The organism is Nostoc sp. DedQUE04 (genome assembly GCF_034530995.1).
Classification (GTDB): Bacteria; Cyanobacteriota; Cyanobacteriia; order Cyanobacteriales; family Nostocaceae; genus Nostoc.
This window is the reverse complement of record NZ_JAVRCA010000029.1, coordinates 25,996-40,901: the sequence shown is the minus strand read 5'-3', so window position 1 is coordinate 40,901 and position 14,906 is coordinate 25,996. Positions and strand designations below refer to the sequence as shown.

10 protein-coding genes and 1 pseudogene are annotated in these 14,906 nt (G+C 43.2%); 6 read left to right on the top strand and 5 right to left on the bottom strand.

Annotated elements, in window-relative coordinates:
* Window positions 1–36 precede the first annotated feature (36 nt).
* From RM049_RS20245 to RM049_RS20235, 3 genes and pseudogenes are all read right to left on the bottom strand, one after another.
* A complete protein-coding gene (locus RM049_RS20245; protein ID WP_322705428.1) occupies window positions 37–3,213 on the bottom strand; it encodes an efflux RND transporter permease subunit in 3,177 nt (1,058 codons plus the stop codon).
* Window positions 3,214–3,263: 50 nt separating this feature from the next.
* Window positions 3,264–4,937: an efflux RND transporter periplasmic adaptor subunit gene (locus RM049_RS20240; protein WP_322705427.1), complete on the bottom strand. Its 1,674-nt coding sequence runs from the start codon at window positions 4,935–4,937 to the stop codon at window positions 3,264–3,266.
* A 418-nt stretch (window positions 4,938–5,355) separates the two neighbouring features.
* Window positions 5,356–5,478, bottom strand: a pseudogene (locus tag RM049_RS20235) (IS630 family transposase); the annotation flags it as partial.
* Between the two features lie 773 nt (window positions 5,479–6,251).
* Between RM049_RS20235 and RM049_RS20230 the strand changes: the two are divergent.
* The 6 genes from RM049_RS20230 to tehA all read left to right on the top strand — a co-directional run bounded on the left by RM049_RS20230 (window position 6,252) and on the right by tehA (window position 11,971).
* Window positions 6,252–6,539 carry a hypothetical protein gene (locus RM049_RS20230; protein ID WP_322705426.1) on the top strand — a complete coding sequence of 96 codons (288 nt, stop codon included), beginning with the start codon at window positions 6,252–6,254 and terminating at the stop codon, window positions 6,537–6,539.
* 130 nt (window positions 6,540–6,669) lie between these two features.
* On the top strand, window positions 6,670–7,959 hold the full coding sequence (locus RM049_RS20225) for an NAD(P)/FAD-dependent oxidoreductase (protein ID WP_322705425.1): 1,290 nt from the start codon (window positions 6,670–6,672) through the stop codon (window positions 7,957–7,959).
* 194 nt (window positions 7,960–8,153) lie between these two features.
* Window positions 8,154–8,621, top strand: a complete 468-nt coding sequence (locus tag RM049_RS20220) for a hypothetical protein (protein WP_322705424.1) — start codon at window positions 8,154–8,156, stop codon at window positions 8,619–8,621.
* Between the two features lie 81 nt (window positions 8,622–8,702).
* The gene (gnd, locus tag RM049_RS20215) at window positions 8,703–9,731 is read left to right on the top strand and encodes a phosphogluconate dehydrogenase (NAD(+)-dependent, decarboxylating) (RefSeq protein ID WP_322705423.1); all 1,029 of its coding nucleotides are present in this window, start codon (window positions 8,703–8,705) and stop codon (window positions 9,729–9,731) included.
* Between the two features lie 134 nt (window positions 9,732–9,865).
* A complete protein-coding gene (locus RM049_RS20210) occupies window positions 9,866–10,813 on the top strand; it encodes a class I fructose-bisphosphate aldolase (protein ID WP_322705422.1) in 948 nt (315 codons plus the stop codon).
* Between the two features lie 180 nt (window positions 10,814–10,993).
* Window positions 10,994–11,971: a dicarboxylate transporter/tellurite-resistance protein TehA gene (tehA, locus tag RM049_RS20205; RefSeq protein ID WP_322705421.1), complete on the top strand. Its 978-nt coding sequence runs from the start codon at window positions 10,994–10,996 to the stop codon at window positions 11,969–11,971.
* Between the two features lie 456 nt (window positions 11,972–12,427).
* Here tehA and RM049_RS20200 read toward each other — a convergent pair whose 3' ends face one another.
* Window positions 12,428–13,378, bottom strand: coding sequence for an L-lactate dehydrogenase (locus RM049_RS20200; protein ID WP_322705420.1), 951 nt, complete (start codon window positions 13,376–13,378; stop codon window positions 12,428–12,430).
* A gap of 77 nt (window positions 13,379–13,455) precedes the next feature.
* Complete coding sequence (locus RM049_RS20195; RefSeq protein ID WP_322705419.1) at window positions 13,456–14,850, bottom strand: mercuric reductase; 1,395 nt, start codon at window positions 14,848–14,850, stop codon at window positions 13,456–13,458.
* Window positions 14,851–14,906: the final 56 nt, after the last annotated feature.

Genomic DNA, 14,906 nt, shown 5'->3' with positions numbered 1-14,906 from the left:
AATGTAAAAATTTTAAAAGGACTTGAATAGAGAAAATTAATTTTCTAAAATAGAATTAGTAACTTTTCTATCCTCCACAAAGGCTGGATTTTTCTGAGGCAATAAAAATTTGCCAAATTTAGAATATAAAGCCGGTAAAACTATCAAGGTTAAAGCTGTAGAAGTAAACAAACCACCCAAAACTACTATCGAAAGTGGTTGCAAAACTTCTTTACCTGGCCCTACTGCAATGACTAATGGTACTAATCCCAAAGCCGAAGTAAATGATGTCATCAAAATAGCATTGAGTCGCTCCATTGACCCGGCTAGAAGGATTTCTTTTAACGACATTCCGCTATCAAATTTAGTTATGTAATTGTCTACTAAAAGCAGTCCGTTGCGAGTAGCTACACCAAATAAAGTCACAAAACCTACTAAGGAAGCAACTGAGACAACGCCTCCTGTTAATGCTACAGCAATTACACCTCCGACTAAAGCGATGGGCAAGTTAATCATAATCATTGCTGTAGAAGCAATAGATTTGACAGAAAGATACATTAATACCGTAATTACTACGAAGGAAATGCCACTGAAAATCAAAATATTTTGTGATGCTCTTTCTTCGGCTTCAAATTGACCCCCATATTGAATAAAGTAACCAGAGCGCAATTGCACTTGGGACTTGACTTTGTTTTGAATTTCATTGACTAGCGATCGCAAATCTCTACCTTGAGCATTCGCAGATACTACAATTAGACGAGAGACATTTTCCCGGTTAATAGTATTAGGCCCAGTACCATAAGTAACTTTAGCCACCTTAGCTAAAGGAATTTTATTTGCCTCTGCATCTCCCCCAACAGAAGGGATATCAACTAATAAATTTTCAATTGTTTGTAAATTATTCCGGTATTGTGGTTGTAACCACACCACTAAATCAAAACTTTGTTGCTGCTCCAAAACTTGCGATACCACTTTGCCATTGAGCGCAGTTTCAATTATTTCAGATAGTTTCCCAACAGTTAAACCATAACGTGATGCAGCAACGCGGTCAAATTTTATTTGCATCTGTTCGATGGGAACTTGCGGTTCTAATTGTAAATCCACCAGTCCAGAAACAGATGACATTACACCTTCAACTTGTTTACCAATTCGGCGGAGTTCTTCTAAATCTGAGCCAAATATTTTCACAGCGATTTGACTTCTGACCCCGGATAATATTTCATCAATTCTGTGGGAAATAAATCCACCAATATTGGCAGCTGCACCCGGTACTTGATTAAATTCTTCTCGCAACCATTCTACTGTTTCTTGACGTTTCTCCATTCCTTGGTCGCTCAAGCCAATATCGAGGTGAGCGAGATTTACGGGTGCTGCATCTGGGTCATTAGGGGCGCGTCCTGCCCGTAATTGCACATATTTTAATCTGGAATCATCTTTTAGTTTAGTCTCCAATACAAAGGCGGCACTGTTAGTAGCTTCTAAAGATGAGCCTGGATAAAGAGCTAAAGTATTGACCAAAGTTGTTTCTTGAAACTCTGGTAAAAAAGCCCGTCCTAAAGCTGGAAAAATCACTATTGCCGCTACCATTCCCGCCACAGCCACAGAGATAATCATCACGGGACTGTGGATAGCAAAATCTAAACAAGGATAATATAACCGCTTGAAAATTCGGGGTATTAATGGTTCTTTTAACGGCATTTTTTCCTGTGGAAGTAAAATCGCACACAATGCCGGACTTATCAGTAATGATTCTAAACTGGAAACCATGACCACTACTAGATAAGTTATGCCCATTGGGCCAAAAATTCGACCTTCTACACCTGCGAGGGCAAATACTGGAGAAAAAACAACAATCGTAATTAAAGTTGCCCCAATTAGAGATTCCTGGACTTCTTGTACTCCTGCAAAAACAATTTCTAATACTGGACGAGGTTTGGAAGAGGACTTATTTTGTCGCAATAGACGAACAATATTTTCCGCATAGACAATCGCATCATCAATCGCTGTCCCAATGGCTACGGCTAATCCTCCCAAAGTCATTGTATTTAGCCCTAAACCCAAAAAAGATAATACTTGCAATGAAAATATAAAAGTTAGGGCAAAATTCAACAGCACAACTCCCAGAGTCCGCCAATTCATCAAAAAAGGAATGAGGATAATTGCGGCAATAATACTACCTTCCATCAAGGCGGATCTGACATTTTCTACTGAAGCATCAATATAATCTGCTTGACGGAAGGTTTGTGTTACCTTTACTCCTTTCGGTAAACCTGCTTGCAACTCTGTCATTGCAGTTTCAATGGCATGGGTAACGGTAGGAGTATCAGCTAGGGGTTGTTTATTTACCATCACCACTACAGCATCTTTGCCATTTAAGCTACCATCGCCAATTTTAATCGCACCGCCAATTTGAATGTCGGCAACATCTCCCAACCGCACAGGCGTTCCTTGACGGGCAACAATTACAGATTGTTTTAGATCGTTCAGAGATTCAATTCGCCCTATTCCCCGAATCAAAGTTTGCTTATCAGGTGTGATTAAAAAGCCACCAGGAGCATTGACATTTGCTCCCTGTACTGCTTCAGATACTTGCTGTAAGGATACATTAAAAGCTCTGAGTTTGTTCGGATCTACTAATACTTGATACTGACGCACATCACCGCCATACACTAACACTTGACTAACGCCAGGGACTCCTAAAAGGCGGTTTGTCACTTGCCAATCAATGATGCGGCGTACTTCCATCAAATCGATTGTGGATTTGAGGTTTTGGTTTTCTCCCTCATTTTCTACTGTGAAAGCATATTTTAATACAGTGCCGATAGGCGAACTAATCGGAGCAAGTCTAGGTGTTTCAATTCCTTCGGGTAGCTTATTCGCTGCTTGTTGCAGTCGTTCTTGTATCAACTGGCGGGCTTGATAGATATCTGTTCCCCAGCCAAAAACAACTCTGACTACAGAAAGTCCTGCTGAAGAGGAAGAACGAACTGAGTTAATCCCTGGTGTACCGTTGATTGAGCTTTCAATTGGTAATGTCACCAAAGATTCTATTTCTTCAGGAGCGAGTCCAGGAGCTTCTGTTTCAATTTCGATCTGGGGAGGTGCGAAGTTGGGAAAAAGATCCAGCGGCATTTGCGGGATGGTATTAAATAATATGATTGCTGTGGAAATAAATGCTGCAATTACTACTAACCAGCGTCGAGCAATTACCCATTTAGCGACTGCACTAATCATTATTTATTAAATTGTTGATTGCTAATTTTTGGTTTTGTTTTCACGAAATGTTAATGACTATCTGAACGATGTGATTTTTCATATTCTTCGGCAGACATAGAGGCAGTTGGTTGTTTGTGGTTATCGATATAAACCTCGGTTTCATAATTAAAACCATCATTTACTGGTACTAGACCGGAACGGATACGACGGCTAGACCAGAAGCTACCCCCCATGAAAGCTACGATAGCAATGCCTAATCCTCCCCCTGCACCTAGCAACCATAAGGGTATTGGTAAAGTGTTAGGTTTAGCTTCGGTTTCTTCAGAGTGCGAATCACCTTCTTCGTGATTTTCTTCTTTACTACCACCCTTCAACGATTGTGCATAAAGTTGTGGCGCACGTTGAGTAACTACTGAATCTCCCTCAAATAAACCACTTTTAATCTCAATTAAATCTCCAGAGGTTTGTCCTAACTCAACTTCAACTGATTGGAAAGCATTACCGTTTCGCACATAAACCAATTTCTTATTATTTGCATCCACTACAGCAGAATTGGGAATTACCAAAGTAGCTGTAGATGTCTGGTCTGTTAAAACTTCAAGTTCGGCAAACATTCCGGGTTTGAGCTGTCCTCTGGCATTATTGATTTCGGTTTGTACTGGTACTACTCGTGTTTCTCCTGCCACTACTGAGCCAATTCGTGTAATTCTGCCTGTAAAGGTTTGATTAGGTACGCTAGCAACCTTCATCCTTAAGGGTTGACCTGTTCTTACCTTGCCTAAATCTTTTTCATAAATATTCGCTGTGGCAAACACCCGACTATCATCTACAATCGTCATCAACTTGCCACCTGCGTCCTCAAACGATTGGCCGATAGTAACTTCCCTGTCAACAACCTTGCCGGAAATCGGAGCTGTTACTGTAATTAGCCCTTTAGCATTAGCGCTGTTTCCTAGTTGTAGCAGCCGCGTTTCATAAATAGCACTGCTGCGATTAATATTTGACTTTGCTAGACTAACTGCTGCCTGAGCGCGCTTTAGCTGATTTTCAGACGCAATGACATCGCGGCGGCTGTTGGCTGTAGTTAGTTTAGCTTTAGCTTCTGCTAGCTGGGTTTGAGATTCTAGAGCGTTGCGACGTGCCAAAGCACCTTCAGTAGCTAACACTCGATCTTTCTCATACTTTTCTTGAGCAAATGCCACTTGGCTTTGGGCTTGGGCGATTTCAGCGTCGGCTATTTGTTGATAGCGATCGCGGTTTTGTTGTGCTAACCTCAAGTCAGCTTCAGCCTGCTGTAAATCAGCCTGACCTTGTGCCAGTTTTTCCTGAGAGTTAACTCGCAGTTCCACTAAATCAGGACTAGTTAGAATGGCGACGGGTTGACCTTTCTTTACTAGTGCGCCTGGTTCTACCAACAGTTCAACTACTTTTACTCCTTGAATTGGGGTGGTGACTTCTACTTGCTGGCTAGGCAAAGTTTCAATCTGTCCAGTAGTTTTAATACCAATCGCTAATCGTTGGCGTTGCACTGGTTCTACCTTAACTCCTAACAGTTTTGCGGTTTCTGCATCGACTTCCACAGAACCCGTCGATTCGCCTCCTGCCTGAAAGGAACTGCTGCCACTGTGGTCATGACCACCACCAGCTAAAACAGTAGTAGGAGTACTTAGTAGTAACATCAACATTGTCAATGAAACATAACGCAGTGGAGTAGAAGATTGAAACAAATTAGAGATTCCCATAGCTTGTTGTGTCCTAAGTTAGTGAGAAAGCAGAATCGCCTTTGGATGTTGGCATTTAATGTGCAAATTTGGACTACCGCTTTCTTTAGCTAGTTACATTGCTTTTGTGAGTAATTTAAGGAGTTTGAATAGTACTCCTTTTTTAGTGTTTCATATCGATATGAAATTTGGGTGAAATTTTTAATGGCGATCGTTATTAGGAAAAACTATAGCAATCCAAATTAAAACCTGAGAAAATACGTAAACATAAAATAAGTACCTATAGGTATTCAAAGGTTTTTTCTGATAAATCAACTAAAATTACTATATGAGATTTAAACTATATTTATGTTTTAAACATTACAGATTTTCAATAAGTATAAAGTACACAGAATATAGAGACTTTTGGATTTCTGTAGATATAGCAATCCTAAATCATTCATGAGAAAACACTATATTCATGCAGCTTAGGGAAGTCAAAAATTTGACAATTGATTGCTAACTCAAATAACTCCTTGACCACAGAGAAAGAATGACAAAAAAAGTAAAATTCTCTTTTTAGTCATTTAAACTACTTACTAGTTCTTCCGTATTTTCTCATGAATGATTCCAGATTGCTATAGCAACTGTGCAAATTACACCACATGAATTTCATGGCGAATGGAATTACACTATCTCATCAAACCTCAATATTCTCTAAGACTTGTAAAAGTTGTTTCTTGACAGGCTCTAAGGTTGCCATGTCTACTTTTTGCCATACCAACAAGCTATCGCTTGAGTCTATCATCTATAGCTTAAAATGTAAAAGTTGTTTCTTGACAAGCTCTAAGTGTTGAACTTTAGTATGAATTTAGATTCCAACCTTAGTTGGAGCTAACCTTACATTGATATATGGACTGATTCATCAATCATTGTATTGTACAAAAGTTTCAACTTTAAGTGGACGACAAGTTAGAGTTAATTGTATATATTTAATTCAGGCAAATATTGAGAGCAATTTCGTTACAACATTTCAGTTTATTTGACACAAAGAGAGTAAGAAGAGGGTTGTATGCTCAACGCTGATACTGAACATATAGTATCAGTTAGCCTTGACCGTGACCTGATATTTCCCAATTCCTGCCTGATATATCTAAACAAGTGTACATTGCTCGCATCAATGTTCGTGTTTTGGCAACAGCACGATCGGCTTTACGTCATCGTCAGTTAAATTGTGCTATTGATTCTTATTCATGGTCGAATGGCAACAGAATAATTTCTCAGTATTTCAAACAGCTTAGATCGTCTACTAATTGAGTCAGTAATCTCAATCAATATTTCGTTGAGGATAATTTTATGACACGTATGCCATTACTAGTTGAAGATAATTTTGAGTATTCCAAAGTTCCAATTCAGAGTAACTTTTTTGGAAATTCTCCTATTAATCATGCACTCACTGCTGTAGCCCAAGAGGTTGCTAGATTGCTTCAACACGCAAATCCTGTTCAAGCTGATGGCAACAACCACGCTGAAACAATTGCAATTCGAGCCATAGAACCGGAATCCAGCCAAATCCTTACTATTGAAACGTTGGCTGAGCGAGAGTTAGAGTCAAATCTATGTCAGACAAACACGAAGCTGTGAATATTTTTCCATCTCATGTGAAAGCAGAAACCGCCTGTGTAAATGAAGACTTTTCCCATCTGGTAATTTGTTTGGACTAGTTAAGCCGTTGGTTAAATTGCTTGCTGCTGTTTATTAACCACTTTCTAAAATGAATTCTTCTCGCCCCACAGTGATTATCGGAGCAGGCTTTGCAGGTCTTTTTACAGCCTTGCATCTGCGTCATCAGCAAGACTTGCACTCGATCATTTTGATCGATCCACAAGAACGGTTTGTTTTCAAGCCAATGTTGTATGAACTATTGACAGGTGAATTGTCAGAAGATGCCGTTTGTCCGACTTATAAAGAGTTGCTGCAAGGCAGTGATATCAACTTTGTACAGGACAAAGTAGTGGCGATCGACCTGCAAGAAAAACGTCTGAAGTTAGCTTCTGGCTCAGATTATATTTATGGTCATCTGGTCTTAGCTGTTGGCAGCATTCAGGGTTATTTAGGAACAGAAGGCGCACAAAAAAACGCATTCGCATTTCGGACACAAGAGAATGCGATCGCTCTAAAACGCCAGTTACGAGAATGCTTGCAACGTGCTAGCCAAACGGATGACGAAATACAACGGCGATCGCTCCTCACGTTTGCTGTCGTTGGGGCAGGCCCGACAGGGGTAGAAATGGCAGCAACCCTGGCAGATTTGTTACCCGACTGGTACGCCCAACTTGGCGGCGATATTCGTCAGATTCGCATTGTCTTAATCAATCATGGCAAGACGATTCTCGCAGGCGATGTCAACGCGGGTTTGCAGTCAGAGGCTCTCCAAGCTTTCAGAACTCGAACAGTACCTGTTGAATTGATACTAGGCGTAGGGGTGAAAGCGGTTGCTCAAGACCACCTGGAGTATCAACCTGCCAACAGCACTGAGATAAAAACGCTGTTGACTCAAACCACCATCTGGACAGCCGGGACTGCCGTGAACCCACTCATCCAAAATCTCAAGTCCCAAATTCCCGCAGATCATCTGGATAAACATGGGCTACCGCTTGTCACCTCAACTCTGCAACTGCTGGATTTTCCAGAAGTGTTTGCCGCAGGCGATTGTGCAAACGTGCAGGCACAACCCTTACCGGCTCTAGCCCAGGTGGCATATCAGCAAGGTGCGAGCATTGCTCACAATTTGATTGCCCTTGCTAAAGGAGCATCCCCTAGCCCAGCCCATGTGAGTCTTCGGGGTACGCTAATGAAATTGGGTTTAGGAAATGGGGTAGCAAGCTTGTTTGACAAATTGCAGATAACTGGCAAACCTGGCGATCTAATTCGCAGTGCAGTGTATTTGGAAATGCTGCCCACCCCACTGCATGACTTTAAGGCAACCACAGAATGGCTGAGGGAAGAAACTTTCTATCGCTATCACAGACCCAAGATGAAGTCAGAAACCACCGCAAAATAGCCTCTCTCTTCGGTTGAACAACGAGAGCGATCGCTCATTCATCTGTGTATGCCACTAGATTAGAGTGGATAACCTCCTCACCGCCGCCAAGCGAAAACTTTGAAGAGATTCCCATCATCATCTCAGAACCCTATGGTTACGAGGGATCTGACAGATTGACAGTCGATCGATCATCTATTTAAAGAGAACCACTGATGAAGACACGAACAACAAAACGATTGGTTGGTGGAATCTTAACGATTGGCATGATTGGACTGCTACGCTTGCAGCCTCTCTTCGCGCTTCCAGTCAGCCAAGCTCAACCTAATCCCTCTCAAGACTATGTACTTTCCTACCGGGGCAGTTGGACGGGAACCTTCCGTACTGTTGGTTCTCAGGGGCAGATACTCGTATTTATCGATCCTGCCGGCAAACTGTACGGAAGTTTGAAGTCTAATGATGGTGAGAACTTTGCTCAAATTAGCGGTTACCATCGCGGAAGTAAGTTTCATCTGGTTTTCACCCCTCCACCCAGCAGCCTTAACCAGTTTGGCATCGCTAGTCTTTACACCGTTGATGCAACCGCAAAGTGGGAGCAAGGGGTGAGTCGATTTGTCATCTCAGCCCCAACTAGAACGGGTCACTCACAATTATATACATTTGAGAAATCAATCAATCGATAAAACAGTACATCGAACGGAGTTGCGATCGCCTCCTAATTAGAACCGACTGTATGCAAACGAGAATTACATTGGAGAAAAATTATGCAGATGGGAGTGATTGGTCTAGGACGTATGGGTGCGAACATTGTTCGGCGACTGCTGCAAAACAACCATGAATGTGTGGTGTTTAATCGCACATCCGACAAAGTGAAACAGCTTGCATCAGAAGGGGCGATCGGCACTTACAGCCTAGATGATTTTGTCCAGAAGCTCGATAAACCTCGTGCAATTTGGCTGATGGTGCCAGCCGGAGAACCAACCGAGCAGATGGTGAAGGAATTAGCTGCAAAACTGGATTCTGGCGACATCTTAATTGATGGCGGCAACTCTTACTACATTGACGATATTCGACGGGCGAATGATCTGATGCAAAAGGGCATCCACTACCTAGATGTGGGAACCAGTGGCGGAGTGTGGGGTTTGGAGCGTGGTTATTGCATGATGATTGGTGGATCTGAGATGGTGGTTCAGTATCTCGATCCCATTTTTAAATCATTAGCTCCCGGACGGGGTGATATTCCGCGTACTGCTGGACGGGAAAAGGTGGGCGGTACGGCTGAAGAAGGCTATCTGCACTGTGGATCGAATGGGGCGGGGCATTTTGTCAAGATGGTGCATAATGGCATCGAATATGGCTTGATGGCAGCCTACGCAGAAGGATTGAATATCTTGCATCACGCCAATGTAGGTAAGCAAAACCGTGTGGCTAATGCTGAAACGACCCCCCTCCGCAATCCTGAACACTATCAGTATGACTTGAATCTGCCTGATATTGCCGAAGTTTGGCGACGGGGCAGTGTAATTGCCTCCTGGCTACTGGATCTAACTGCGATCGCCCTCCTGGAACAACCAGACCTATCAGGCTTTGGGGGGCGCGTGTCTGATTCAGGCGAAGGACGCTGGGCGATCGCAGCCGCCATTGACGAAGGCACTCCTGTCCCTGTACTCAGCGCAGCCCTGTATCAACGGTTCAGTTCACGCGGCGAAAATGATTTTGCGGATAAGCTGTTGTCTGCCATGCGTTTCCAGTTTGGCGGACACGTAGAACAACAAGCAGAGATAAAATCATGACGATCGCCGCTGCACCTCAGTCTCAAGTTGAAAGCTCGGTTCATTCGGCTGAACCTTTTGCGATCGTCTCAATAGATATGTCGTAAGCCCAAAGGAAAGAAGTTTTACCAAACAATAATTTTAGGAGAAACACAATGACTCATCGAGTAAAAGAAATTCTCAGTTGGTATGGCAGCGACAATCCCGGAACGTTGACTAATTTAGCCCGGTTGCTGAATCATGGCAAACTAGCTGGAACTGGCAAAGTCGTTATGCTGCCTGTGGATCAAGGCTTTGAGCATGGGCCAGCTAGCAGTTTTGCGCCCAATCCACCAGCCTACGATCCTCGCTATCATTTTGAGTTAGCGATCGCAGCAGGATGCAATGCCTATGCTGCACCGTTAGGATTTTTGGAAGCGGGAGCGCGAGAATTTGCAGGTGAAATTCCCTTAATTCTGAAAGCCAATGATCACGATGTGTTACTAGCTGAGTCAGACCCAACGCAAGCACTCACTGGCAGCGTGGAGGATGCGCTGAGATTAGGATGTGTGGGGATCGGTTTCACTATCTATCCAGGTTCAGCCCATCGGTTTGAGATGTATCAGCAGATTCGAGCCTGTGCCGAGGTAGCAAAGCGGCATGGATTGGTCGTGATGATTTGGTCTTATGCGCGGGGATCGGGTTTAAGTAAAGTCGGTGAGACAGCGATCGATGTGATTGGCTATGCGGCTCAGATTGCGGCTCAATTGGGCGCTCACATCATCAAAGTGAAACTGCCCAACGAACACGTTGAACAGGATGCAGCCCGCAAGGTGTATGAGCAAGAGCAAATTCCGATCGCAACATTATCTCAACGAGTGCATCATGTGGTGCAATGTGCCTTTAACGGACGGCGGATTGTCATTTTTTCGGGTGGGCCGATCGACAATGATGATGCTTTCCTCAATGAAGTTCGTGCCATTCATGCCGGACATGGATTCGGTTCGATAATCGGACGCAATTCTTTCCAGCGTTCCAAACCAGATGCACTGCGATTGCTCAACACAATCATGGATATTTACAGTGGACAGTCTGAGACCATTCGCACTCCTGCACTGACCTAATTTGTCTATCAAGACTGTTTTGATAAGTTTGCGATCGAAATCGATCAAAACAGCCTAAAAGTTGGGTTTGTTGTCTCTATTACGAACCGACTCCTCACCTTGAAGCAATCTTCCCCACCCCGATATGCCTGACTTTTTTCATCGCTTGCATCTCTCTACTGCTGCCAGGAAAGCTAGATCATGAGAAAATCACGTCCAAAGCCTACCCTATTGAAAAATTATCGTGCCATCATTCCTGCTTCCTTTTTTGGCATGATTCTGGGTTTGGCAGGATTAGGTAGTTGCTGGCGAGTAGCTGCTAAACTTTGGCACTTGCCTACCTGGATTGGCGAAGCAATTATGTTGCTGACAATTGCAATCTGGCTCGTGTTGTTGCTGCTTTATGTGGGTAAATGGCTGTGGGCGAGAGCAGATGCCTTAGCTGAATTTGAGCATCCTATTTTGTGTTGCTTTATCAGCTTAGTGCCTGTGTCTACGATGTTTGTGGCGCTGGCAATCGCACCCTACTCTCGTGCGATCGCCATCACATTATTTGTTGTCGGTGCAATTGGTCAGTTAAGCTTTGGCGTGTATCGTTCCGGTCAGCTATGGATGGGAGGACGTAAGCCAGAAATAATTACACCCATTCTCTACCTCTCTACAGTCGCGGGTAGTTTTGTCAGTACGATCGTTGCTAGTACCCTCGGTTATCGAGAGTGGGGCCTGTTGTTTTTTGGAGGAGGGCTGTTTTCGTGGCTAGCACTGGAGTCGATGATTATGCAGCGCCTCTACTTGTTAGAAGCATTGCCTAAACCACTACGTCCAACGCTGGGCATTCAACTTGCCCCCCCTGTCGTTGGCTGTGTTGCTTATTTGAGTATCACCAGTGGTCAGCCCGATGCCTTTGCTCAGTTCCTCTTCGGCTATGGACTGTTGCAAGGGCTGATTCTACTGCGGCTGCTACCGTGGTTGTTTCAACAACCCTTTACAGCTACCTACTGGGCATTCACCCTTGGCATTGCCGCCTTGTCGCTGGCATCCTTGCGCCTTGTTGAACGCGGCATGACTGGAATGATGCAAGAATTGGCACTACTGCTATTCATTGGCGCAAATATTGCGATCGGCAGTATTGCTCTAGGGACAGTGCGGCTCTTGCTGCGGGGCAAATTACTAAGCTAACGATCGTTCATTTTTCCAGAACATATTGGCAGTAGAACTTATGGCTGCAACAACTAAGCAAAATGACACTAAATCGTTCGTTTACTCAACTCGAATTGATATTCCTGTAGAAATCCGATCGCAACTAGATAACCCAAGTTACGGGTTATAAAATTCTGAATACTTCGTGACCATTGATTTAAACAAATGCACATGAAAAATTAGCGGTGGTGTTATGGGCGATCGGAAATTAGAGTCAAGCTAAGATCAAAGCATTAAATCATTTTAATGTATTAAATTTGACTGATTAAATAAATGCTTTTTGGAGAGTAAATGCCAAAACAAATACTTGAAGCTTCAGCAAAAAACTTGGCAAATTACAAGCACAAATCGATTTAGGAAAATAACTTATTATCTCACTAAAAACCGTTTCGATATAATGCCGAGTATGCTGTTTAATAGGGTTACAATTTGATTTTAATTATGCAAAGAATCATGGGCTTCATTGAGTTTGTTGGCTGATTCTTCTAATAAGCGTTGTTCATGAGTATTTCTTGATAACAGCAGTTGGCGCTCAATACCTCTTGAGCCAATGATACATGGAAGTCCAAGAACAACTTCACTGCCAACTCCATAGTTAGAATCTGCTCTAGCCGATACAGGAAATATCTGCTTTTCATCTCGCAAGATGGTATCAACTAACTGACAAACTACTGTTGATATACCATAGCTTGTATTTCCTTTGCGTTCAAAAATGTTATGGCCTCGTTTCCGAGTTAACTGTGCGTACTCTTGCTGAATTTGTTCTAGCGTTGCTCCTTGTGGTATGGGAAATTCAGTTAACAGAATTCCTCCAATAAATGCACTAGACCAAACGACAAATTGACTGTCTCCATGCTCTCCAATCACATAAGCATGAATGTCTTGTTTTGCAACATTCAGTTGCTTTCCAAGTTGATATCTCAGTCTAGCAGTATCAAGAACAGTTCCCGAACCGAAAATTAGATTTTCTGCTCTGGTAGAAGTAGCGATTGCAATCCGCGTGAGTACATCCACTGGATTACTAATGATAATTATGATTGAATTCGGTGCAACTCGATCCAATTCTTTGATTGTCGAACGTATAATCTCTGCATTGTCACTCAATATATCTAATCGGGTCTGTCCAAGTTTCGGCTGCACCCCAGCAGTCACAATAATGATATCTGAATCAGCCAAATCCTCATACTGATTTGATGGTATAATCTCCATCTCTTTAAGTAGAGGAATGCTGTCTTCGATATCCCATACTTGCCCTTCAGCTTTTGATAAGGTTCGGTCAAAAAGGACAACCCTTACACATCTACCGAGTAAAACTAAAGCATTTGCAACGTCTGCGCCTACATTACCTGCACCAATAATACCGACTTTAGATGTTTTACTCATCATGCTATATGTACTTTTTTCTCTTCAAGAGTGAAATGTCGTTTATTTGGTAATTCCTTGGGTCTGCAATTGCTGTCTTTTTACAACTTGGAAAACAATATATTTAACCCCTCGGTCATCGTGGGATGAGTCAAAATACCATCGCGTAGAACGGTGTAGGGCATCTGAGCTTGCATCACCATTTGCACCGTCGAAATCACTTCACCTGCTTCATGACACAACAGGGAACACCCTAGAATACGACCTGTCTCGGTATCCACGATCGCCTTTAAAAGTCCATCGGTTTGACCGAGTGTTCTTGCTCTAGGAACGGCTGATGCATCCACCTTCGCCACGCGGATAGCATATCCTTGTTGCTGTGCTTCAGTTTCAGTCAAACCCACATGAGCCAGTTCTGGCTCGATGAATAGACACGATGGAAGCAATCGATCGCTTGTACTCCGGTTGCTCCCATCAATTAAATTAGCTTTGATAATGCGATAATCGTCGAGCGATATATGGGTGTATTGCGGGCCGCCATTGATATCGCCTAACGCCCAAATCCCCGGAATATTCGTCTCTAAGCGATCGTTGACTTGAATAAATCCCCGTGTATCGGTTGCCACACCAGCAGCAGCTAAATTTAAGCTCTCGGTATTGGGCGCACGACCAACGGCGACGAGCAAATGCGACCCTTTGAGGGTGATTTCACGATCGCCAACTTGGATTTGCAGGATGATTTCATTATCAGTGCGATCGACCCTCAACACCTTCGCCTTCAGCAAGAATTCAATACCATCTTGTTCTAGCAGTGTTTGAACTGCGATCGCTATATCTGGATCTTGCTGTGACAGGATTTGCTCATTTTGCCCAATGACAGTAACACGAGAGCCAAAGCGCCGAAACATCTGGGCAAACTCTAAACCAATATAACCACTACCGAGAACGATCAGGTGTTCGGGCAGGTATTCTAGCTCCATAATCGACTCACTTGTTAAAAACTCAACTTCTGTGAGTCCGGGAATGGCTGGAATTAACGGTCGTGTGCCTGTATTAATAAATAAGCGTTCGGCAGTAAGTATGTGAGTATTCCCCTCAGTCGTCGTTACTTCAATTGTTTTAGGAGCAACAAACCTTGCTTCGCCAATAATCAAGTTGTTATGGAGAGCCGTTTCTAAATTGTGCAAGTTCATTTCACGCGCAGATTGCACAACCGATCGTTTTCGTTGGATTACCTCTGCTAAATTAACGGTGGGTGTATTGGTTTTAACCCCATAAGCGGCACTATTTCGCACTGTGTTTGCTACATTGGCACTCGCCACCATAGTTTTAGTAGGAATGCAGGCAATATTAATGCACCCGCCACCAATCATGTTTAAGCTGCGTTCAACCAGAGCGGTTTTACGTCCGTCAGCGACTAACGCTGGTGCTAGTGTTTTACCCGCTTTGCCGCCGCCGATAATAATATCGTCATAGTGTTGAGTGTCCACTTCCATATCCTTTGAGTTTAATCAAGTGAATACGATGTCTCGAAGGTATTATGAACTTCAAA